The sequence below is a fragment of the bacterium genome, assembly GCA_024226335.1.
Lineage (GTDB): Bacteria > Myxococcota_A > UBA9160 > SZUA-336 > SZUA-336 > JAAELY01.
In genome coordinates this window covers 1-22830 of record JAAELY010000161.1, presented here as the reverse complement: position 1 = coordinate 22830, position 22830 = coordinate 1, and the positions used below count along the sequence as shown (strand labels likewise).

Annotated in this window: 21 protein-coding genes; 16 read left to right on the top strand and 5 right to left on the bottom strand. The window is 61.3% G+C overall.

Annotated elements, in window-relative coordinates; translation table 11 throughout:
* Positions 1-561: 561 nt before the first annotated feature.
* Entirely contained in the window at positions 562-1422 is an 861-nt protein-coding gene (locus GY725_07780; GenBank protein ID MCP4004078.1) for an LLM class F420-dependent oxidoreductase, read from the bottom strand.
* A gap of 154 nt (positions 1423-1576) precedes the next feature.
* Between GY725_07780 and GY725_07775 the strand changes: the two genes are divergently transcribed.
* Genes GY725_07775 through GY725_07755 form a run of 5 tightly spaced genes read left to right on the top strand, consistent with a single transcriptional unit; the run spans position 1577 to position 6780 of the window.
* A complete protein-coding gene (locus tag GY725_07775; GenBank protein ID MCP4004077.1) occupies positions 1577-2290 on the top strand; it encodes a MerR family transcriptional regulator in 714 nt (237 codons plus the stop codon).
* Positions 2291-2306: 16 nt separating this feature from the next.
* Positions 2307-3401 (top strand): zinc-binding dehydrogenase, encoded by a 1095-nt coding sequence (locus GY725_07770; GenBank protein ID MCP4004076.1) that lies wholly within the window; start codon positions 2307-2309, stop codon positions 3399-3401.
* 36 nt (positions 3402-3437) lie between these two features.
* On the top strand, positions 3438-4490 hold the full coding sequence (locus tag GY725_07765; GenBank protein ID MCP4004075.1) for an LLM class flavin-dependent oxidoreductase: 1053 nt from the start codon (positions 3438-3440) through the stop codon (positions 4488-4490).
* A complete protein-coding gene (locus GY725_07760) occupies positions 4487-5581 on the top strand; it encodes an acyl-CoA dehydrogenase (protein MCP4004074.1) in 1095 nt (364 codons plus the stop codon). The genes GY725_07765 and GY725_07760 overlap by 4 nt, the downstream gene beginning before the upstream one ends.
* The gene (locus tag GY725_07755; GenBank protein MCP4004073.1) at positions 5578-6780 is read left to right on the top strand and encodes an acyl-CoA dehydrogenase; all 1203 of its coding nucleotides are present in this window, start codon (positions 5578-5580) and stop codon (positions 6778-6780) included. Before GY725_07760 ends, GY725_07755 begins: the two co-directional genes overlap by 4 nt.
* A 27-nt stretch (positions 6781-6807) precedes the next feature.
* Here GY725_07755 and GY725_07750 read toward each other — a convergent pair whose 3' ends face one another.
* The 3 genes from GY725_07750 to GY725_07740 are packed head-to-tail and all read right to left on the bottom strand — an operon-like array spanning position 6808 to position 8773.
* Positions 6808-7434 carry a class I SAM-dependent methyltransferase gene (locus GY725_07750; protein ID MCP4004072.1) on the bottom strand — a complete coding sequence of 209 codons (627 nt, stop codon included), beginning with the start codon at positions 7432-7434 and terminating at the stop codon, positions 6808-6810.
* A gap of 20 nt (positions 7435-7454) precedes the next feature.
* Complete coding sequence (locus GY725_07745) at positions 7455-8336, bottom strand: sterol desaturase family protein (GenBank protein ID MCP4004071.1); 882 nt, start codon at positions 8334-8336, stop codon at positions 7455-7457.
* Positions 8333-8773: a MarR family transcriptional regulator gene (locus GY725_07740; protein ID MCP4004070.1), complete on the bottom strand. Its 441-nt coding sequence runs from the start codon at positions 8771-8773 to the stop codon at positions 8333-8335. The genes GY725_07745 and GY725_07740 overlap by 4 nt, the downstream gene beginning before the upstream one ends.
* A gap of 136 nt (positions 8774-8909) precedes the next feature.
* On the opposite strand from GY725_07740, the gene GY725_07735 reads away from it, so the two are divergent.
* From GY725_07735 to GY725_07705, 7 genes are all read left to right on the top strand, one after another.
* Entirely contained in the window at positions 8910-9173 is a 264-nt protein-coding gene (locus GY725_07735; protein ID MCP4004069.1) for a hypothetical protein, read from the top strand.
* Positions 9174-9222: 49 nt separating this feature from the next.
* Positions 9223-10464: a hypothetical protein gene (locus tag GY725_07730; GenBank protein MCP4004068.1), complete on the top strand. Its 1242-nt coding sequence runs from the start codon at positions 9223-9225 to the stop codon at positions 10462-10464.
* A gap of 48 nt (positions 10465-10512) precedes the next feature.
* Positions 10513-10881: a VOC family protein gene (locus GY725_07725; protein ID MCP4004067.1), complete on the top strand. Its 369-nt coding sequence runs from the start codon at positions 10513-10515 to the stop codon at positions 10879-10881.
* A gap of 88 nt (positions 10882-10969) precedes the next feature.
* The gene (locus GY725_07720; GenBank protein ID MCP4004066.1) at positions 10970-13000 is read left to right on the top strand and encodes a hypothetical protein; all 2031 of its coding nucleotides are present in this window, start codon (positions 10970-10972) and stop codon (positions 12998-13000) included.
* A gap of 90 nt (positions 13001-13090) precedes the next feature.
* Entirely contained in the window at positions 13091-14401 is a 1311-nt protein-coding gene (locus GY725_07715) for a hypothetical protein (GenBank protein MCP4004065.1), read from the top strand.
* 11 nt (positions 14402-14412) lie between these two features.
* A complete protein-coding gene (locus GY725_07710; protein ID MCP4004064.1) occupies positions 14413-16005 on the top strand; it encodes a phospholipid carrier-dependent glycosyltransferase in 1593 nt (530 codons plus the stop codon).
* A 19-nt stretch (positions 16006-16024) separates the two neighbouring features.
* Entirely contained in the window at positions 16025-17668 is a 1644-nt protein-coding gene (locus GY725_07705; GenBank protein MCP4004063.1) for a tetratricopeptide repeat protein, read from the top strand.
* Between the two features lie 19 nt (positions 17669-17687).
* Here GY725_07705 and GY725_07700 read toward each other — a convergent pair whose 3' ends face one another.
* Positions 17688-18116 (bottom strand): FKBP-type peptidyl-prolyl cis-trans isomerase, encoded by a 429-nt coding sequence (locus GY725_07700; protein MCP4004062.1) that lies wholly within the window; start codon positions 18114-18116, stop codon positions 17688-17690.
* Between the two features lie 452 nt (positions 18117-18568).
* Here GY725_07700 and GY725_07695 point away from each other — a divergent pair, with 452 nt between their 5' ends.
* From GY725_07695 to GY725_07680, 4 genes are all read left to right on the top strand, one after another.
* Positions 18569-20236: a DUF4215 domain-containing protein gene (locus tag GY725_07695; GenBank protein MCP4004061.1), complete on the top strand. Its 1668-nt coding sequence runs from the start codon at positions 18569-18571 to the stop codon at positions 20234-20236.
* Between the two features lie 134 nt (positions 20237-20370).
* The gene (locus tag GY725_07690; GenBank protein ID MCP4004060.1) at positions 20371-21741 is read left to right on the top strand and encodes a sigma-54-dependent Fis family transcriptional regulator; all 1371 of its coding nucleotides are present in this window, start codon (positions 20371-20373) and stop codon (positions 21739-21741) included.
* A 458-nt stretch (positions 21742-22199) separates the two neighbouring features.
* On the top strand, positions 22200-22589 hold the full coding sequence (locus GY725_07685; protein MCP4004059.1) for a hypothetical protein: 390 nt from the start codon (positions 22200-22202) through the stop codon (positions 22587-22589).
* A gap of 97 nt (positions 22590-22686) precedes the next feature.
* Positions 22687-22830: xanthine dehydrogenase family protein subunit M (locus GY725_07680; protein MCP4004058.1), on the top strand; the 144-nt coding region annotated here is incomplete at its 3' end.

Genomic DNA, 22830 nt, shown 5'->3' with positions numbered 1-22830 from the left:
CGACTGTCGCGCGTCCGCCGTTGTCTGTTTTGAATGAGACGGCGGCCACCGAGATGTACCCTCTTGCCCCGCCCGTCGCTCTGCCGCTGTTACCACCGAATGTCGCGCGTCCGCCGATGTCTGTGACGTCGCCGAACTCTGCACGGGATCCGCCGCGGCCTGTCCTACTGACGCCGCCCTCGACGGCGTCCCGTGTCCCGACGGCGATGTGTGCAACGGGGAGGAGATGTGTCAGGTCGGCACGTGCGTAAACATGACACCTCTCGATTGCGATGATCAGGACGCCTGCACTGCGGACAGCTGCGATGAGATTCTCGGCTGCTCGAACGATCCGATCGAGCAATGCCCCGCAACGATTCCGATCCTGCCGGCCAGGAGCCGGGCTCCCATCGCAATACTCGTACTGGCGATTGGACTTCTATCGCTGGTACAGCGCCGGAGAAGCCGCTCGCGAAGACGGGACGTCGGCAGGCTCTTCTAGCGCTGGCAGGCTGCGCAAGAACTCGCCTCGGTTGCGACGCGGCGTCTTTCGTCCGCGTTCCGGGGTTCTTCTGCAAACTGCTAGAGCAACTGATTCGCGAGGTCCTCCAGAACAGGGCGTATGGCCTCAATGTCTTGCGCGAGCCCCGGTACGATCAACTGATCCACACCGAGATCGCGATAGCGGGAACGCTTGTCCGAATCACAGCCTTTGAGATAGGGAGACACAGCGATCTCGAGATCACTTCGAACGCGATTGCTCTTCGCCAATAACTCGTCGAGGCGGGCAAGCAAGGGTGGCAGATCTTCGGGATCGCGGCCGAGTCCGTACCAGCCCTGTCCGAGTTCGGCGACGCGCCTTAACGCGGCGTCGCTCTCTCCCCCGAAGTAGATCGGTGGGTGTGGGCGTTGAACGGGCTTCGGGTACATCCGGCAGGGAGCCAGTTGATAATGCTCGCCGCGATACTCTGAAACTTCATCGCACCAGAGCCGCTTGATCACTTCGAGATAGGATCGGCAGCGCGCGCCGCGAGCCGAGAATTCCATCGACACGGCGGCGAACTCCTCTCGCTGCCAGCCCACACCCACGCCGAAATCCAAACGGCCGCCCGAGAGCCAGTCGATGGCGGCGGATTCCTTGGCTGTGTAGACGGGATTGCGCTGGGGAACGAGACAGATTCCGGTGCCAAGACGTATTCGCTTGGTGACCGCGGCCATGAAACTCAGAGCCGTAAAGGTCTCGAGAAAACCGTTGTCTCCACCAGCCGGCATACGTCCGTCCGCCGAATAGGGATAGTTGGGCTCGTACTCGTCGAATAACACGACGTGCTCGGCGAGCCAAAGAGAATGGAAGCCGCACTCCTCGGCCACGGTTGCATACGTGGTCAGATACTCAGGTGTCGCATTCGGGCTGATCAGAGGGGCCAGCAATCCAAGCTTCATGTCTTTCCTCTCTCCGTTCCGGATCTCACGCGCGGGTTCCCGGGATTCTATCCAGACTTCGATGGAACCCCAAAGTGAAAAGTGTCGCTTTTCACTTCAAATTCCAGAGAACACGCGATAGGCTACCGCGGCGAGCTCGGAGGACGCCGAAACGATGACCGAATTGCTGAAAATGAAGGAACTGGTGGCCCGGACGGGAGTCGAAAAGTCCACCATTCAGTACTACTTACGAGAGGGGTTGCTCCCCGAACCCAGCGCCCGTCCGCATCGCAACATGGCCTACTACAGCACGGATCTAGTCGACCGGATCGGGCTGATCAAGCAATTGCAGACCCAGCGAAATCTCCCCCTGGCGCAGATCAAGACACTGCTCGAGAGCCACCAGAACCTGGCGAGTCTGCGGGAGTGGATGGACAGCCAACCCTCGAGTCCCGAGCCGGTCACCGAACCGATGGGGCGAACGGCCCTGCTTCGGGAGACCGGACTCAGCGGGAGTCAGCTCGATCAACTCGAAGAAATGTGCTTCCTGCGACCGGCCCGCAGAGCTCGCAAAATCGAATACAGCCCGAACGACGTCACCGTGGTACGAGCGGTCGCAGCCATGCGAAAAGCCGGCCTGAATGAAGACGCGGGGTTCGAGATCGACAATCTTCTGCTCTACATGGATACGATGCGCTCGCTGGTTTTCGATGAGCTAGCGCTGTTCAGTCGCGTGCTCGGAAAACTCCCGCGTGAAGAGATACTCTCGCTAGCGGAGTCCGGCATGGCGGGAACGAACTCGCTGCTGTTCGCGTTGCGCCGTCGACTCTTCATGGACCTGGTAGACGACTCCGACGAACTGAAGCGGATTTCTTCGCTGCAAGAGTAATATCTCAGGAGGGTGCATGCGCGCAGCGGTGTTTCGCGAAACGGGAAAGAGACTCGAGATCGTCGACCTCGACCTGGAAGATCCACGAGCAGGTGAAGTCAAGATCGATGTTGCTGCGAGCGGAATCTGTCGCAGTGATCTCTCCGTAACGACTGGAACGCTGCGATCCCCACTCCCCGTCGTGCTAGGACACGAGGCAGCTGGCGTCGTGACGCAGTTAGGCGAAGGTGTCGAGAATCTCGCGCTCGGGGATCACGTCGTCGTCGCGCTGACGCCGGCGTGCGGTAATTGCCTGTTCTGCAATGAAGGCGCGCCGAACCGCTGCATCAAGATGGTTCCGGGAATGATCGGCTCGACGATGCTCGACGGCACGACCCGCCTGCGACAGGGTAGTGAAGTCGTATACCAGCTCTGCGGCGTCGCTTCGTTTGCAGAACAAGCCGTGGTCTGCGCGCAATCGTGCGTTCGCATCGCCCATGAGGTCGCGCTCAGTCGCGCCTGTCTACTGGGTTGTGGGGTATTGACCGGAGCTGGGGCGGTCTTCAATACGACAGATATCCGGGAAGGAGCCGGAGTCGTTGTGATCGGCTGTGGTGGCGTCGGACTCGCCGCGATCCAGGCCGCACGCATCGTCGGCGCCTCCCCCATCATCGCAATCGACATCGATCCGGCGAAGCTCGCCCTGGCAGAGCAACTCGGCGCAACTCACTCACTCGACGGTCGCGAGGACGTGAAGAAGGCGATCCGCAAGCTCACCGGCCTGGGAGCCCACGTGAGTATCGAGGCGATCGGAACTTCGGCGACCATCGAAACCGCCTGGGAAGTCCTGCGACCGGGCGGGCTCGCGCTGGTCATCGGGATGCCTCCGGGCAAGGAGAAGATTCCCATCCGAGCGGGCGGGTTGTTCGTCGAACGACGCCTGGCCGGAAGTGTCTACGGCGGCGCGAACCCGCACGTGGATATTCCGCGCCTGCTCGAGTACGTGGAACGCGGCGAGTTTCACCTCGATCCACTCGTGAGCGAAGAACTTCCGCTCGATGATGCAGCGGACGCCCTCGAGGCGCTCGCCGCGGGCGAAGGTGCCCGACACGTCATCGTCAACGCTCGGTGAGCGTCTAGTAGAAAGCCCCAACCAAAGGAGCTCGGCATGAAATTCGGAATGTTGCACCTCTTCGAGAGTCCCTCGGGTCGTAGCGAACAACAAATGATTCGCGAGCAGCACGCATTGATGGAAGCGGCCGAGGAGTACGGCTTCGACTCGCTTTGGCCCGCCGAGCATCACTTCACCGAGTACGGAGTGTGCGGATCTCCCGCGATCAACCTCGCGGCCATCGCATGCACGACCAGCAAGATCCGACTCGGCACCGGGGTGGTCGTCCTCCCCTTTCACCACCCCGTCCGCGTCGCGGAAGATTTCGCAATGCTGGACCAGCTTTCCGGAGGTCGGGTCGAACTCGGCGTGGGTCGAGGCTATCAACCGATCGAATTCGAGGGATTCGGTGTCGACCAGACCCGAAGCCGCGAGATCTTCGATGAGTCGATCGAGATCATCCGCCGCTGTTGGACCGAGGACAAGCTGAATTTCAAGGGCAAGCACTACGAGTTCAAAGACCTCGACGTTCGACCTCGCCCGTTGCAGAAACCTCATCCTCCGATCTGGATGGCGGCGCTCTCCGAAGAGACGTTCGAAAAGGCGGGCAAGCTGGGCTTCAACCTGCTGCTATCACCGCTCTTCGGCGGATCTCTCGAAGGTGCGGGAGACCGCATCAAGCGCTATCGCGACACGCTCGCAGACAACGGCTTCGACCCGGCGACGCGTGAGGTCGGTGCGCTGGTGATGAGTTATACGGGCAAGACCCAGGAACAAGCCCAGAAGGAATTCGCCGACCCGGTCATCTGGTACTTCCGAACCTTCGGGAAGTTCGTCGCTCCGAAACTCGGCCAGCCTCCGATCGAAGGTTACGAGTGGTATACCGATATTCGCGACCTCGCGAGTGTCGTCGAATGGGACACGCTGCTCTCTCACGGAGCCGTGATCTGCGGCGAGTCGGATTTCGTGTCGGAGAAACTTCACGAGTTACAGGAAATCACGGGAATCGATCATCTACTCGGCTGGACCCGCCTCGGCGGCCTTTCGGATGAGCTGGTCACTGCCCACATGGAACGCATGCGCGATCACATCATGCCCAATCTGCGATGATCGACTTCGCACCAGGAGATGAGCTCGAACTGATTCGCGCCACTGCGCGCGAGTTTGCAGCAGATCATCTGCGACCTGGGCTGCGCCAGCACGAAAAGGCTCGGGGAATTTCGCCGGACGTCCAGCGAGCGTTTGCAGAAATCGGTTTCGCGAGCCTCGAGTGGCCCGAAGAACTGGGAGGCAATGGTCTCGGGGCCCTTGCGCGAGCCTTCGTCCTGGAAGAACTATCGGCGGGGGATCCAGGAGCTGCGTTGGCCCTCGACCCACTGGGCCCAGCTCTCTACCCACTGCTCGAACTCTCAAAATCCGATGTAACCGGCGAACTCGGCCAGCCTCTTCTCGACACACCGGGCAGTCGGGCGTTGCTGGTCTGGAACGGCGAAGGGCGGAGGTCGAAGCTGGTCAACGATCGCGGGGTGGTGAGCGGGACTGTACCGTGGGTTCCCGCGGACCGGGTCGACCTGCTGGTGGTTCTCGACGAAGACGGCGCGTTCGCAGTTTCCGAAGGAATCGATTTGAAGTCCGTGCGCGGTTCGGGCCTGCGAGCCGCCGGAGCGAGCGAACTCAGCTTGATCGATGCACCGATCCGCGCGAGTTTCAGCGATCGCAGCGCGGCCGCGCGCGCACTCGCACGAGCGCGTCTGTACAAGGCGGCCATGCTCGTGGGTGTCATGCGCGAGGCGGCGGAGTTTTCTCGTCAGTACGCCGTCGATCGCGTAGCCTTTGGAAAGCCCATCGCCCATCATCAAGCCCTGGCTTTTCTGATCACGGATATGGCGACGGCTGTAGATTCGACGCGCCTTCTACTACACGACGCGTGCTGGCGAATCGAAGCGCGCGAACCCGCGGACGAAGCTTGCGCGACGACTTACGTGGAGGCCATCGAGCAGTCGATGTTCGTGACGCCCAATGGAGTGCAGATACTCGGCGGGCACGGTTTCATGCAGGACTATCCGGTCGAAAAGTTCATGCGCGATGCCCGAGCCCTGGGTCTTTTCTGGGGCGGCATCGATAGCGCTCGGGAAGATGCTGGGAATGAACTCATCGGCATCGACGGACCGGTGCCGCTTTCCGTGGAGGCCCAGCTGTGAATCTCTCGATCGATGAGGCCACCCAGAAGCGTCTGTCTGGAATCCGCGCGATCGGCGAAAGCCAGATCCGACCCATCGGCCTCGATGCCGACCGACTCGGACGCCCCACTCCACCGGATCACGAGTTCTTCGGCTTGCTGCTCAAGGTTGGCCTCGGTCGCTCACGCTGGGCTGGAGAAAATGCGGAGCCCTCCGACGGGGAAGCGAGCAAAGAATCGACCCCGGCAAGACCCGGCAGCTCGCGCAGCATGCTGTGCATCGCCGAGGAAATGTCGTACTGGGATCGCGGAGTCGCCGTGTCCTTCCCGGGTCCCGGTCTGGGCGAACCTCCTCTTCTGTCCATGGGTACCCTGGATCAGAAGCGCCGCTTCCTGGGTCCCTTCCTCCAACCCGAACGACCGCGCTGGGGATCGTTCGCCATGACGGAGCCGGGTGCGGGCAGCGACGTCGCCGCCATTGCGACTAGCGCCCGCAAAGACGGCGATCATTGGATCCTGAACGGCGACAAATCGTTTGCCGCCAACGCCAGCCGGGCCGATTGGATTCTCGTCTGGGCGACGATCGACGCAAGCCAGGGTCGCGAGGGCCATCGCGCCTTCATCATCGAGCGAGACACACCCGGCCTGGGTGATTTCGTGATCGAAAGAAAGATGGGCCTCAAGGCCTATGAGTCCACCTCATTCACGTTGCGGGATTGCCGGGTTCCCGACGAGAACCTGATCGGCGGCGAAGAGCACTACGCCAGGCGGGCGGGATTCAAGGGAGCCATGCGTTCGTTCAATGCGACGCGCCCACTCGTCGCGGTCATGGCAGTTGGAATCGGTAGGGCAGCGCTCGACGAGTCCCTGGCTTTCGCGCGCGAACACGATCTTCTCGGTCTTCCCCGGGTTCGCGATCGACTCGAACGCGTCCGGCGCGGTCTTCGCGCGGCGCGTCTGCTGTGTTGGCGGGCCGCCTGGCTCGCCGACCACAGCCAGCCCAATATCGTCGAAGCCTCGATGGCCAAGGCGACGGCCCCGACAGTCGCCCTCGAAGCCGCGAGCCTCGGCATGGAGTTGCTCGGCGAAGTCGGTGCTCGGGGAGATCACCTGATCGAAAAGCTGTTTCGGGACGTCAAAGCCATGGACATCGTCGAGGGTACGGGTCAGGTCCAGCGCATCGTGATGGCCAGACACCTGGTGCAACTGCCTCGGGAGTAGACCTGCCTCGCAGCCGCCGCCAGGCGTTCAGTCGCTCGCGACCTCGGCGAGCACACAGGCCGCACATACGGGTTTGAGGTCCAGGGTTTCGACTCGCACCGATTCGAAACCGACCTGCTCCAGAAGCGCTCCGCCTCGTTCCGCACCGCGAATCGAATCGGCGTCGGTCGCGTTCTTTGCACGGGATTGCAGGGTGATCGCGATGCGGCCACCGACGCGCATCCGCTCGCGGATGGACTTGAGCACTCCCAGGAGATCGGGCGAAAACTGCAACGAGTTCACCGCAAAGACCTTGTCGAACGGCTGATCGAAACTGGGCAACTGATCGAGTGAACCTTCGATCAATTCGACGCGGTTTGCGCGTACCGCCGCAGCATTTCTGGCTCGCGCGTGCTGGAGCATCGTGGCGGAGTGGTCGACGCCCACGACGTATCCCTCACTCGCCCTCTGGCTCGCCCTGCGAATCCCGAGCCCGGGGCCAAAGCCGAGTTCGAGCACGCGATCGCGGGGTTGGATGTCGAGCAGGTTCACCGTCCAGGCGTTCCGTTCGCGGTTGGAACCTCGTGTCGCCAGGATCCAACCCGCAAGATGGCCCAGCGCGCCGTGCGGGTCGTGAAACTGCGACAAGAGGTGTCGACGGATCCGCATTTTCATCGTGGGACTCGCCTCCTCACTCATGCGAGTTTCTCGCTCTCGAGTGCGCCATATGACACCGACGAAGCCTTGCTTGCAGAAGGCCCCGCGGGTCCGAGGCACTTCCTGAACGGCGAAAGCAATAGTCGAAAAAGGTGCTGCGCCTCCGGATCTCGAAGCTCTTCGAGTCCGAGGGGCATGTCCTCCTGGCGCGCGCGCGAAGTACCTCGGAATGTTCCGAAAATCACATCCCAGATCGGGAAGACGGCCCCGTAGTTGCTATCGGTTTCGGGCTGCCAGGTGGAGTGGTGAATGCGGTGGAGGTCCGGTGTCACGATCACATAGTGCAGTGCACGATCGACCCACAGCGGCAAGCGGATGTTCGCGTGGGAGAACATCGTGATTGCGACATCGAAGAGTTCGTAGAAGGCGAGTACCCAGGCGGGAAAGCCCAGAGCCAGGACGACCGGTACGCCGATGAGCGCGTTGACGAAGAACTCCGCCGGGTGGAAACGCAAGGTCGAAGTGAAATCGAGTTCTGTATCCAGGTGGTGGACGCGGTGGATGCGCCACAACCACGGAAGCTTGTGAGCCAAGAGATGGGTGACGGTCGAAATCAGACCTCGCAAGAGCATGGCGAGCGGCAGGAGGAACTCAATGGGGATCTTAAAGACGTTCATCAATCCGAACGCCTCCCTCTCCGCCCAGGTTGCGGCTCCGATGAAAGAGACTGGAACGAAGCCGAGCGCGAAGATGTTGACAACCGTCATGCTCAGGTTCGTCGGCCAGCGTCTGCGCCGGTTCGGCGACGTCGCTCTTCGCGGTATCCAGAACTCGAATACCGCGAACAGGGCGAAAGCGCCAAAGAAGATGGCGTACTGAAGATCCTCTCCGTGTTCCAACATCAAGTCTGCGAAGCTCATTTCTCATCCTCTGGCAAAGCGCAACGAATCGCGCGCAAGGTTCGGGTCGCCGTTTCGATCTGGGCTTCCGATACGACGTCGGACATGGACTCGTACATGCCCGCTTCGCGCCGCCGCATTCGCTGAATCATCCGCTCTCCACTCCGGGTCAGAACGACGTGGGGCGAGCGGCGATGGGCGGGGTTGTCGCGCAAGGCCACCAGTCCCTGATCGAGCAGCGGGTTGACCTGCGTCTGAATCAACTGCCGCGTCACATGCCGGCTTCTCGCCATTTCAGGAACCGTCGCTGCGGAGTTTCGCAGCAGGAATTCCAGTACGGCGCGCATTCCGATCGTGATCGGCTCCTCCGCGTGGAGGTTCTCCGCGACTTGCACGAAACGATGCATGCTCAGACGAAGCTCATTGACCAGATCTTCCATGGCTTTGGAATGTCTCATTGACAATATTATTACCAAATTGACAATTCTATTGTCAACTACTTTTTGAAAGGATCGCAACTGGGCTGACGCCCTACTCCACGACGGCCCGGCCGGAGTTCCTCATGCGGCTCCGGTAGGTGCCGATACGGCTGGCATGGTCCGGCAACTCACGCTGATCACCGCTGACGGCTTCGTGCGGCGAACGCTCCACCAGGCCCTCGACCGCCACACGGAGGCGGTGAGCGATCGCGGAGACCGTATCTGTGTGGAACTCGTCGGGGATCTTCTGGAACTGAACCGGGCGACCGTGATGGCGAACGGGCGCGAGATCACCTGCGAATTGCAGCGAGCCACCGCGCACACGCGCTTCGCCTACGTGAGCAGCGCGGAGTTCGTGGACTGCCGCGCACCCGATTAATGGTCTGCGGGAATTGAGCTAGGCTGTAGCTCCACGAGGAGTCGCAGCGGTGGCCTGGCGCGCGATTGAAGCACAGAACCGGTTCATTCCAACGAGTTTCGAAGAACTGACTCCGGATTTCGTGAATGGAGTACTCGAGAAGGCGGGCATCTTGAAAGGCGCTCGCATCAGCCGGTGCGAAATCGAAATCATCGGCGATGGTCTCGGATTCGCCGGCCAGGTAGCGCGGATCCACCTCGGATACGCAGATGGCAGTGAACCCGGACCGGCTTCACTGATCGCAAAGCTCCCCAGTCGGAACTGGAAAAACCGCGCGACCATAGAAGCCATCAGAGGCTACGAGCGCGAGGTCTGCTTCTTCCGGGAGCTGGCAGATGGCTCGCAACTCCCTCTCCCTCGCTGCTACTACGCGGAAATGGACCTCGACCCGAGACTGGCGAAGCGTGAAGCCGACCAGCGCTTCCTCGAACGCCTGCCGGTGTTTCTGCTCCGGCTCTTGATTCCCCTCGGTATCTGGATCGCACGAATCAGCAAGCGCCGATACCTGATTCTTCTCGAAGACCTTGCACCGGCTCGCAATGGCGATCAGGTCCAGGGTTGCGACGCCGGGGAGGCTGAGCGTTGCATTCGCGGACTGGCCGCGTTTCATGCCAGTTACTGGGCCGACCCGGGTCTTTCCGAAAAGTACTGGATTCCGAAGGTCGATGACGTGCATCGCACTTTCATCGCGGTTCATCGAAACTCCAGACGCCGCTTCTACAAAAACCACGCGGACAGACTCCCGGAAGGCCTGAGGGACGCGTGCGACTGGATGGACCGAAACTACGAAGCGGTCATACGCCATCTCGCAACCCCGCCCCGCACTCTCGTGCACGGTGACTACCGGCTCGACAACCTATTCTTTGCCGGTGACGAGATGTGGGCCGCGGATCTTCAGACCGTCATCGAAAGTCGCCCTGCCCCTGACCTCGCTACTTTCATCACCGGGAGCGTGAAGGTGGAAGTCGAAGAGAAACAGCTCCTGGCCGTGTACTGCGATGAACTCGAGGCACGGGGTGTCAAAGACTACGGACTCTCCCTGTGTCAGCGCGACTACGCCCTGACGAAGCTGCTCCTGCTGTACAATCTGGTGGCTGCGGACGACGTCCTGGATTTCGGCGATGAGCGGGGACCTCAGCTGCTCGAACGGATGCGCGAACGTCTCTACGCACGCATTCCCGAGCAGCCCTTTGATAACCTGCTGGAGCGGCCGACTCTCGTGGACCCGCACAACAAGGCCACGACTCTCTGACTGGCGTATGCTGGTCCGGTATTTCGGGCCAAAACAAGGAGCAACGAGATGGTTGGTTACGTGATGATGGGAACGAACGACCTTAAGCGGGCGGGAGAATTCTACGATGAATTGCTGGCCGAACTCGGCGCGAGCCGATCGATGGACATGGAGAGCTTCATCGCCTGGGGAACGACTCCCGAAGCCGCGTTGCTGTCGATCACGAAACCAGCTGACGGCAACCCGGCAACCGTCGGAAACGGCGTGATGGTGGCTCTGCTGGTCGACAGCAAAGACAAGGTCGCGGCACTGCACAAGAAGGCGCTGGAACTCGGGGGCAAGAACGAAGGCGCACCGGGACCACGGGGCGAAGGCTTCTACGCCGGCTACTTCCGCGATCTCGATGGGAACAAGCTGAACGCGTTCTTCATCGGCTGAGGGGCCGTACGGATGGCTTCGAGGCCATCCTTCACAACGCGAACTTTTTCAAAACGATTCTCGTCGCTCGGACAGGAGACCTGCTCTGATGACCGCTATCCCCGCGCAGGCTCCCTGGCGGATCGCGCTGATCTCCTCGATGATCCTGACGCTGGAACTCGCGCTCATTCGTCAGGTTCCGGCCGAGGTCCGGGCGATCTCCTATTTCACGAACCTCATGTTCATGGCCGCGTTTTCAGGCATGGGCATCGGTTGCATTCTGCAGAAACAACGCTCGATGGCCTGGACGCTTCCACTGGGCCTGCTTCTGGTGTTCGGTTTCGTGATGGTGGGTCGTGGCATCGTCATTCACGCCGACGCCGCAGAGGTGCACTACTTCCTGCAGTATCCGAATCTGGAAGGCGGGGCGTTGAAGCTGCCTCTTTTCGAGGCCGCCGCACTCATTTTCTTATTCGGTGCCTTTCCGTTTGTGGCGATGGGCCAGGCCCTCGCGAGATCCATGGATTCGCATCCTCGGCTCGTCGCCTACGGCTGGGACATCGCGGGAAGCGTCGCGGGAACCGTGCTCTTCGCACTCGGCTCGTTGTTGCTGCTTCCGCCCTGGATCTGGCCCATGCTGGTCGGCCTTATGTGGGCCGGACTCTTTGAACGCGGTCTGATCCGGCGGATCGCCTTCTGCATTCCCGGTGGCCTGTTCGCACTTCTGGCGTTCTCTCCCCAGACCTCCACCTGGAGTCCCTACTACTACGTCCAGCAAGAACGCAGCGCGGAAGGCCTGCACGTCTTCGTGAATTCGAGCTTCCACCAGCTCGCGATCGACTTCACAGACGAGACGCCCGAGAACCGACACATGCAGGAGACCATGCTCGACCGCTGGAGCCGTGCGTACCGGATGTACGCCGGGATGCACGATGGCGAGCCTCCACGAAGAGTTCTGATCCTGGGAGCCGGGACCGGAAACGACGTCCACGTAGCGCACGTGAACGGGGCATCCGAGATCGTGGCCGTCGAGATCGATCCTGTCATCTTGCAACTCGGGATCGAGGAGAATCCAACCCGTCCCTATGACCACCCCGGTGTTCGCACCGTCGTAGACGATGCACGTCATTTCTTGCGGACCTCGGATCAGCGTTTCGACATGATCGTCTTCGGCACTCTGGATTCTCAGGCCCTGCTCAGCAGCTACACTAACCTGAGGCTCGAAAACTACGTGTACACGCGAGAGGCACTTCAGGATGCCCACCGCCTGCTCGAAGATCGCGGGATGGTCGTCCTTTTCTACTCGGTGTTCCGCCCGTGGTTGTACAGCCGCATCTACACGACGGTTCACGAAGCCTTCGGCGACCAGTCGATGATCTACTTCGACCGGCAATCATTCCTGTTCAATACGGTGATCGTCGCCACGAAGGGAGAGGAGAGCTTCGCCGGACGCGCGGAGAGCATCGAGAAATACGGTAGGGGCCTCGCCTCGACGGATGACTGGCCCTTCATCTACCTGGAGCGACCGACGATCGCGCCCATCTATTTGCAACTCCTGGGCGTAGTCGCCCTGGTCATGCTGTGCGCTTTCGGTCTGCTCCGACGCCTGCACCGTGTGCGCGGGCTGTACGCGAACTTCCTCTTGCTGGGACTGGGCTTCACGCTCATGGAATCGAGTGCCATCGTCCGTCTGGCACTGGTCTTCGGGAGCACCTGGATCGTAAATGCCGTGGTCTTCTCTTCGGTACTGACCATGGTCTGGTTCGCCAACTACACCGTGCTGCGAGGAATGGCACCGCCGATGAAGCTGGCCTGGATCGGTCTGGGCGTTTCGATCCTCGCGAACTGGGCATTTCCACTGGAGCTTTTCTTCGAGGTCGCCGCGCCATTTCGAGTATTAGGCTGCTCTGTCCTGATCGGAGTTCCCGTCTACTGCGCAGCGGTTTGCTTCAGCCGGTTGTTCGAACGGGTCTCGGTCACCGGATACGCTCTGGGAATCAACTTGATCGGTGCCATGGGCGGTGGCCTGATCGAATATATTTCAATGGCGGTAGGCTTGCGAGCCGTGTGGCTCGTGGCGCTGGGCGTTTATGCTCTGGCCTGGGGTTTTTCAACGTTGAGCAGAGGAGAAACCTCCTGAAGACCGAGATGGAGATGGAGCGCTGTCCCAGGTGAACGAGATTTTCCACGTGCGACTCCGGATTCGCGTGCACTCGAATTGGAAGTACTGATGGCCGAAACGTTTTTGCGTTCTTCCTACGAAGATCGATTCGATGCCGAGCTCGGCATCGACGGATTCTCACGGCAGATGCTCGCTGTTCTCGGGCGCGAGTACCTTCTGCTCGGCCATCTCGTCGACCGCGTAGGCTTGCCACTCGTGATGCAACGACTCGGTGAAAAAGCGCAGACGCAACTCTCGATCGACGAGTGGATGAGTTCGAGTCCAATCTACTCCAGGCGCATGCAACGTGCGCTGGGATTCGAGGGCACCGGCGTCGAAACGGTCTTCAAGAACCTGCAGATCGACATCGGAGCCCCACCGCAGTTCATGGACTTCCAGTTCCGACTCGACCGACCCGAGCACGGAGAGTTCTGGCTACAGCATTGCGGAGCATTACTCGACGTCGAGCCTTTCGGCGAGAAGCGCGTGAGGCTCATGTGCCACGACATCGAGGATCCGACCTTCGATGCGACGGCCGCAGCGACAAATCCACGCATGAAGATGCGTCCGATCCATCGGCCGCCACGGGTGCCCGCGGATCGTATTCCGCACTGTCACTGGTCAGTGTTCATCGATGAAACCGCTGCGCCCTACGAGCCACACCCAAACCTGGAACTGAACCAGAACACGAGGCTGGCGAAAATTCCAATAGAGATTCCCGAAAGCGATCGGGAACCAGGCGGCTGGAAGGACTACTCCGGACCCTTCGACCCCGGTTTTCAGCTCGAAGACCTGTCACATCGCGCACTGCTGATCGTGGTCCAGGAAGCCGCGGTGCAAACCCACCTCCTGGTTCGCGGCTTTCTCTTGTGGATTGCCCAGCGCTTTGGCGAAAGCGACGCGATGGAACTCGGTTCGAGACAGTGGACGGGGAGCGCAGCACTGGCAGCGCATCGCCTGCGAAAGGCTTTGGCCATCAAAGACGATGGAATCGAAGCCATCGCCAAGGTCTTCCAGTTTCACCCGCACTTCCAACCGCGCAGCTATCTGGACTTCGAAATCGAACTGTCCGGCGAGGAGTCGGCGCGAATCTCGATCGGCGACTGCCCTGCCTTGCAGGAAGGCGATGCCTACTCGTGGTTCGCCGGCCTCGGACCCGAGGCGCATCCGGCACTGGACGCGATTGCCGGGGCCATCAACCCCCGCGCCCGCTGTCTTCCGGTGCCCGGACCTGAGGGAGCCCGCCTGGCCTGGGATATCGTGATCGAACCCGCGTCGAAACCGCGAGAAGAGGCGACGGAACTGAAGCTCGCGCGCATCAGCCGCGGTGCCGAGTTCGAGTTTGAACAGCGAAGGCCCGTGCGAGTTTCCGGCCACTGACAAGTCCGATTTTGCACTCAATCAATCCCGGTGAAGCTCAGGAACGAAAACTGCGTGGCAGCCTGCTGGTACCAGCACTTCTGCTCGGCGCACTCGTCCTCCAGTCAGTCTTCAGCATGCGCTTGCACAGTGCGACCTACGACGAGGTTTCGCACCTGGCCGCCGGCTATAGCTACGTTTCCACCGGCGATCTTCGTCTAAATCCCCAGCACCCACCTCTTGCCAAGCTGCTTGCGGGACTTGCGTTGATTCCGCTCGAGCCGACGCTCGATCTCGAAGACGGCAGCTGGCGAGCTGATCCACCAGATGAGTGGCGCTTCGGATACCGCTTCCTTTACGAACTGGGTAACGATGCCGACCGGCTGCTGTTCTGGGGCCGCCTGCCATTCGTGGGGCTGAGTCTACTGCTCGCCTGGCTTGCCTATCTATGGGCGCGGGACCTCTTCGGTCGCCGAGCCGGCTGGCTAGCATTGATGTTATGCGCGTTCTCTCCCAATTTGATCGCACATGGACAGCTCGTGACCACCGATCTTCCGCTGGCCTGTTTCTCGACGCTCGCCCTCTACAATCTGTGGCGTTTCAACGCGACTGGATCCCGGCCGTCCGCTGCCGTAGCGGGAGTCGGACTCGGCGCCGCGCTCGCCTGCAAGTTCTCTGCTCTGATCTTGATTCCGCTTTTTCCGATCCTGCTTCTGCTCGGGCGACGACGGGACGCTTCGCTCAAGAGCCTCCTTTCGGGTCTGGCCATCGCCCTGGGCCTGGCCTTCCTGGTCGTGCAGGCGAGCTATCTGTTTTCCCTTGATGGGCTTCAGTACTGGCGCGGCGTGACGCAAACCTATGCCGACGCCACACCCGATCATCCCTGGTATCTGATGGGCGAATTCCGTGTCGGCGGGTGGTGGTACTACTTTGCAGCCGCGTTTCTGTTCAAGACTCCTGGCCCGGTCCTGATCGGAATCGGTCTGGCCGGGGCAGCACTCGGCTTGCGGAAACTCCGGACGGAACGCTGGCAGGACGAACTCTTCCTGGTATTTCCAATCGCCGCCTACTTCCTCGTGACCAGTCTTTTCGCGGCCAATATCGGACTGCGCTACCTGCTTCCCGTCTACCCCCTGATCTTCGTGTTCACGAGTCGGCTTGGGCCGCTCGTAACCCAGTCCACATTCTCCATGACGATCGCGGCCTTGTGGGTGGCCTGGTACCTGGGCGCTGCGCTGGCGATCTACCCCGATCACCTGTCCTATTTCAATCGCTTTGCAGGCGGTCCGGAAAACGGGCATCGCCTGCTCGACGACTCGAACATCGACTGGGCGCAGGACTTCAAGCGATTGGCGGACCACATCGAGCAGGAGGAAATCCCGGCGCCGATCAAGCTGCGCTACGGACGCTGGGATGCACCGGACTATTACGGCTTGAAGGCCGTACCCTTGAACGACCGGGAATGGGGCGGAGACCCACCACCGGGCGTGTACGCGCTCGGCACCCACCAACTGATCCGCGGTGAGCTCTACGCGCAACAATTCGGCTTGAAAACCGATTGGCTGAGCCGCTATGAGCCGATCGCGCGGATCGGCTACTCCTGTTACCTCTTCCGTTTCGACTGAAACGGGGTTGCATCTCTCGATGTCGAATTCCGACAGCCCGAAAAAGACCTGGCTCCCCGCATTTGCTGCGGCGATCCTGCTGATCGCGGGTTTGTTCGCGCACGCGAACGGACTCGAAGGTCCGTTCGTCTACGATGACGGCATCGCGATCGTGAACAACGAATCGATCCGCGGCTTCTCATCCGCCTGGTCACCGCCGCGACACACACCGCTCGCCGGACGTCCTGTAGTCAATCTGACTCTCGCCGCAAACTACGCATTCGGAACACTGGAGCCGCGCGGCTATCGAGTCACCAACCTCGGACTGCATCTCCTGGCCGCGCTCCTGCTCTTCGCCCTGCTCAGACGCACTCTGAGTGGATTCACGAGCGGTCCGGCTCGGACACCCGCCGATGGGCTGGCTTTTGCGGCGGCACTCCTGTGGACGCTGCACCCCCTTCAGACCGAGAGCATCTACTACGTCACGCAACGCAGCGAACTGGTCGTGGCGCTTTTCTACCTGGCCACTCTGTACTGTTCCGCGCGCGCGATCGAGTCGTCGAAGTCGCAGATCTGGTTTGTGGCCGCCGTCACTGCTTGCGCTTTGGGCATGGCGTCCAAGGAAGTCATGGTCACCGCCCCGCTGATTGTCTTCCTGCAGCACGCTTCGTGCGGTTCGGGAACTCTGCGCGAAGTCTTCGCACGCAATCGGAGACTCTACCTGTCGCTTGCCGCTACCTGGAGCGTGCTCGCGCTACTGATGCTCGACGGGCCGCGCTCCGACACGATCGGCTTTTCACACGGGATTGGGGCCGTCGAGTACATCTTCGCCCAGGGCGGTGTGATCCTCGACTACCTCGCACACAGCTTCTGGCCGAATCTGCTGGTATTCGACTACGGACCTGCCGAGGCGATTTCACTGACGGGCGCGCTGCCCGAAGTTCTGCTCGTAGGCGCCCTGCTCGCACTCAGCTGCTGGGCCTTCGCACGCGAGCGCAGGCTGGGTTTCTGGGCTGTGTGGGTGTTCGTGATCCTGTCGCCGACCTCGAGCTTCATCCCCATCCTTACGGAGGTCGGTGCCGAGCGCCGCATGTACTTGCCACTGGTAGGCGTCTGTGTGCTCGGGGTCGTACTGGCCGCACGAATCCTCGGTCGGTTTACGCAAGAGCCGCGAATACGCTTGCTCGCCGCTACGACATCGCTCGCAATCGTCGCTGCGGCGCTTTCGAACGTCACCGCGAGACGAGCCCATGACTACACCAGTCGGGTGAACTTGTGGGCGAGTGCCGTACACGCGCGGCCGAACCTGGTCCGCCCGCGCGTAAACCTGGGCCAGCAACTCTCACTAGTCGGACGCAACCCCGAAGCCGAGGTGCAATTCCGCCGCGCGCTCGAGATCGACCCCGACGAGATGCTGGCCCACCTGAACCTCGGCCTGATACTCCAGGCGCGGGGGGAATTCGAAGCCGCGATTTCCCACTTCCGCCGCACGGCCGAACTGAATCCGGCGATCGTTCAGGCGCACTATTCGCTGGCGCTTGCCTACAGATCTTTGGGCCAGCACACACGCGCACTCGAAAGTGCGCACGTCGGTCTGGAAGTCGCGACTGCCACGGGACGCCCGAACTGGGCAGCGCGTCTGGAATCCGTCATCCGTTCACTGGCCCGACCCCGCCCGCGTTGAGCAGGGAATCCGTTGGCTGTTAGAGAATTCCGAGCAATTCCACTTCGAAGTGTAGCGTCGCGTTGGGCGGGATCGTCGGAGGTGCGCCGCGCGCACCGTAGGCCTTGTCGGGAGGGCAGACGAGCTTGGCCTTTCCACCGACCTTGATCTGCTGTACGGCCTCCGTCCAGCACCCGATCACCCGATTCAAGGGAAACTCGGCCGGGGTGCCGCGCTCGACACTGCTGTCGAAGACGCGACCGTCGGGGAATGTGCCGTGATAGTGCACCCGCACCGTGTCGCTCGCCTTTGGCTGCGCACCGGTGCCTCGCTTCAGATGAGTGATCTCGATGCCTGCATCGGATGACCCGGGTGCGGTCTCCGGCAGCCCGGACGGCCCACATGCACTCGACACAAAGAAGACGCTCACCACGCCGGTTGCGAGCCGAACCTGGAACGATCTGGACATGTCTTCCCCTCCCCCGAATGAACATCGCCGATTCGCCATCGTAACGCGGCAAGCTGCAGCGCCCCAGATTGGCTCGCCCGGCGCCACCGAACAAGCCCCAGCGACGGGAATTCCCTGTGCTCGACGGACAGGCCTATTCCGAGGGCGCTGCCCCACTCGGCGAGGGTCAGCGGTACCTCTATCGCGATGAGGAGTAGCTGCACGAGGACAATGGGCGACGGATTCCAGTACAGATTCAGACTTTCTCACGTGATGATTTTCCTCAGTCGCAGTGTACAATTACGCTATTTGCCCCATTTATTGATCGATTTGGTGTAGGATTCTTCCGACAAGTTGCACCACAATCCGATCTAGATTCACTTCCGGGGCAATTGACCCACTTCAAGGGCATGTGACTGCCTGAAGTATGCCGGTCAGGGATGCCTGCCGCCCCGGTCAGGAAAGGACAGCAGATGTTCGAGTTACTGCGCACCGCTCCCCTCACACTCTGGCACCGATTGCACCGCGCATTATTGCGGGTGGCGGTCTGGGCCCTGGCCCTGGCGGTCGGCCTCGTGCCGTTCTCCGCCCAACCTGAACTCCTCAACGCGACCAGTGCCCATCCTTCTTTCACCTGGTTCACAGGCGCTCTGCATTTCGACGCCAGCTCGGGCTTGTTCGAGTACGTCGGATCCTCCAAGTGGTTGATGCTCGAAGAAGGCATGCCGGCCCGACGCGTCAGCGATATTCCGGGAGTCGGAAAGTCCAATACCCTGGGCATGCACCTCGATTCCCTGGGCAATTTCGTGTCCGGCATTCCCGGCGACGATTTCGTCGTAACCGGTTCCCTCGACCTCGACAAGGACGGCGTACCGGACTACGAGGGCACGTTGCTCACGGCGGAAGTGCTCGCCTTCGGCTGGCGCGACGGTGCGGGCACCGACACGTTTGAACTCCTGCTTCAAGTAACGGGCGGCCTGGTCGCATTCCTTTTCGACGAAGACGCTCACCACGAACTGCTCTTCGCAAATGGGAGTAGCTTCGACGGGAACTTCGAAGAGGACTTCTCCGCCGATCCGGTCTCGGGCAAGGCGTGTCTCGGCCAGCTTTGCGGCGATGGCGTCATGGATCCCGGCGAAGATTGCGACGACGGAAACAACGACCAGGAAGGCAAAGCCACCTGCAGCGGCGACGCGGCGGATACGCACGGCGTGTCTCTCGTCATCACCAAGGATGGAAGCAAGTTCGACGTCGATCCGACTAGAGGTCTCAATCCAGGAGATCTCGTGATGATCTCGTTAGGCAACGGCGGGACCCCCTCTGCGAAGGCCGCCAAGGGCAAGAAGGGCGGCGGAAAATTCCCGACGGAACTCGGACTCGATATCGTCGACGGACCGGACACCCTACAGAAGCTGGAGATCCACACCTCTTGCTCCAAGTCCCTGGAGCCGGGTGACATCTTTGGCGCGCTCGAACTGATCGGCTTCAACAGCGCGGCGAGCAACAGCGAGATCGTCTACGACTACGTGATCTCGAACGACAGCGCCATCGACCTGGTATCGGTCACGGCCGTCGACGATAAGCTCGGCCCTCTCACGGTGAATCCGTTCAGCCTGGGCGCCGGGCAGAGCATCTTGTTGAACGCGAGTGCGGCGATCACCGAGAACACGATCAACACGGTTGAGGTCAACGCCGAAACAGCTTCGGGCGCGATGTGCTCTGCCGACGCCACGGCCAAGGTCCTGGTCGCGGAACCACCCGAGCCGGGCAGATCCTGCGCGGATGGCAAGGCGGTCCTGCTCGAGTTCAAGTACACCGGCGGTGCCTGCGAAAACGGCAACAACAGCCAGGAAGGCAAACACACCTGCAGCGGCGATCCGGGTGCCACCTCGCCCGTTGAGATCGTGATCACCAAGGATGCAAACAAGACCCAGGTTTCAAAGGCCAGCGTGGCTTTTGGAGAGACCTTCGAGATCTCGATGAGCGATGGAAAGAAGATGAAGGCCGAGACCATCTTCGAGATTCGCCAGGGTAGCCAGGTGCTCCAGTCGCTGAACATCCATCCGTCTTGTTCCAAATCGATAGCCGAGGGAGATCAGTTTGGAAGCGTCCTACTCGAACGCTTCGTCCCGGAAGACTGATCTTCACCCTGCTGGTCGGCGGGGCCCGGAGCCTGCCGGGTCCCCGCCGACCGCCTTTTCCTCTTCCCGGGGCATTTGCCCCAATCGATGTGGGCTTTTGCCCCAGTCATGCTCCGCTCGTGATAGAATCGAGCATGGCCGCCATCCTGATCGTTGAAGACGAGCTCGTTCTGGCTCACCAGCTAGCGGTGGGCCTGCGCAGCAACGGGCATGAAGCCCGGATCGCCGAGACCGCGGACGAAGCCCTGCGCTCGGCCAGGGAAGACCTGCCCGATCTCGTCCTGCTCGATCTGCGCCTGCCAGACCGATCAGGACTCGAGGTTATTTCCGAGCTGAAGGCGATCGACAGCGGCATTCTCGTCGTGCTGATGACCGCATTCGGCGGGGTTCGAGACGCGGTAGAGGCCATGCGACGCGGAGCCTCCGACTACCTGAGCAAGCCGCTGGATCTCGGCGAACTGAGGCTGTTGATCGATCGCCTGCTCGGACAGCAACGGCAGGAACGCGAACTGCGCTACCTGCGCGATCGGGATCACCACAACTCGGGCAACCCGGGCTACTCGAGTACCGATTTTGCGGAGTTGCTCGACAAGGTCGCTCGGCTCTGCGATCCGGGAGTCCCCGCAGGAAACCGCCCGGCGATTCTCCTGTGTGGCGAACCGGGATCCGGCAAGGGAATCGTCGCCCGCGGCATTCACGACATGCTAGGTGGAGGCCCGTTCATCGAAGCAAATTGCACCGCTCTGTCTCCCGCTCGGATCGCCGCGGAGTTGTTCGGAGTCGGCCAGAGTGGCAGCTCGAGTGGGGAATCTCGGCCGGGCCTACTCGAAGCGGCCCAGGGGGGCAGCCTCTTGCTCAGCGAGGTTAGCGATCTCGAACCGGACCTGCAGGAGCGTCTGCTGGAAGTCATCAAAGGCAAGCGCGTGCGCAGGATGGGATCGTCCCGCGAACGCGACCTGAACGTGCACATCCTGGTGACGACTCATCGAGACCTCGATCAGGCGCTGAGCGACAGGCGTATACGCGCAGACCTCCTACAGCACCTTCGCGCCTTTGCCTTCGACATCGCTCCCCTGCGCAAACGTCCCGACGAACTGATCGCCCTCGCTCGCCACTACGCCGGCACGATCGGACTGAGCTTCGACGGACACGCCCGAACGATCGGGGGCGATGCCGAAGCTCAACTCCTGGCGTACTCATGGCCGGGGAACATCCGCGAACTGCACAATGTACTGGAGCGCGCGATCATCCTGAGTCCGCAGGAGTCGCTCGATTCGGAAGCGCTCGCCCGCATGCTGTTCGCTCCACATACACAATCCCCGGGTCCGGGCCGGATGCTCCTGCCCGAAGCCGGTGTGAGCCTGGAAGAAGTCGAACGCGACCTCGTACAACAGGCACTCGACCAAACTCGAGGAAATCGCTCGAAGGCGTCCGGCCTGCTGGGACTCACCCGAGACACCCTGCGCTATCGCATTGCCAAATGGGGTCTCGACAAAGAATCCTGATCAGCCTGAACCCAGGTGCGCGAATCCCAAGTGCCCAAATGCTGTATCGGAAAATCCGCATGAAGCTGCGAATTCTTGGAGTCGTCTTTCTGGCGATTCTGCTGAACTCGAATCCACTGTCCGCGACAATCACCAAACCGACGCTATTGATTGAAGCCGCAACAGCGATCTCCGATTCCGATGGCGTGGTCGTCCGAGCTCCTGGGTGTGCCCTGGACCGACGGAGGTGCACCGACTCGCGTGTTCAACTCCGCAGTGCTGATCGACGGGGGGGGACGCGTGATCGCGCATCACGACAAGGTCCACCTAGGGAACCTCTGCACAGGGAGGCTGCGGCTGCGAAGCGCGATGCATCCGCCTGCGCTGCGTCGCGCGACCCTCTGCAGATCTACGGATCTGCGATCGGATCACGCTTCTTGCTCAGGCGGTGACTCCCGCTTCTCGCTCGATTCCTCCCTGTGCAGAGATTCCCTAGTGCCATTCAGCGAATACACACCTGGGTTCGCAACGTACTGGAAGGGGGGGCCGGAATCCTGCTGAACCTGTCGAACGACGGCGGTTTCGGTGGCTCAGCGGGCGCCCAGCAACATCTGGGCGCAGCCGTCCTGAGGGCCATCGAACTGCGGCGCCCATTGCTTCGCGCCACCAGTGACGGAATCACCGTCGCGATCGATTCTGGCGGTCGGGTGGTTGGACGCCTGCCCGCTCGACAGCCCGCAATGCTGGAAGTCCGGGTGTGGCCAGGTCGAGACACGACGGTTTTTCAGCGCTTCGGCAACGCGTTTTCCTGGATCGCGACCCTGCTGTGCGCAATCTGGACACTCGGGGAAAGCCTGCGCGCGAACTGAACCTGGTCGAGAGCCGGAAACGGAAGTCCGAAGCCGGGCAAGCGAGCCGATCTGTTCTGATCGCGAGCGCGGGTTATCATGGGGCTGCGTGCAACCCCTGCGATACGAAGCCCCGACCACCGTCGAGTCCGCGGTGCATCTACTCACCGGTCCGAAAGCCGATGACGTGCGCATCCTGGCCGGCGGTACCGACCTGCTGGTGCAATTGCGTTCGCAGACCCGCGGGCCGGGGCTGATCGTG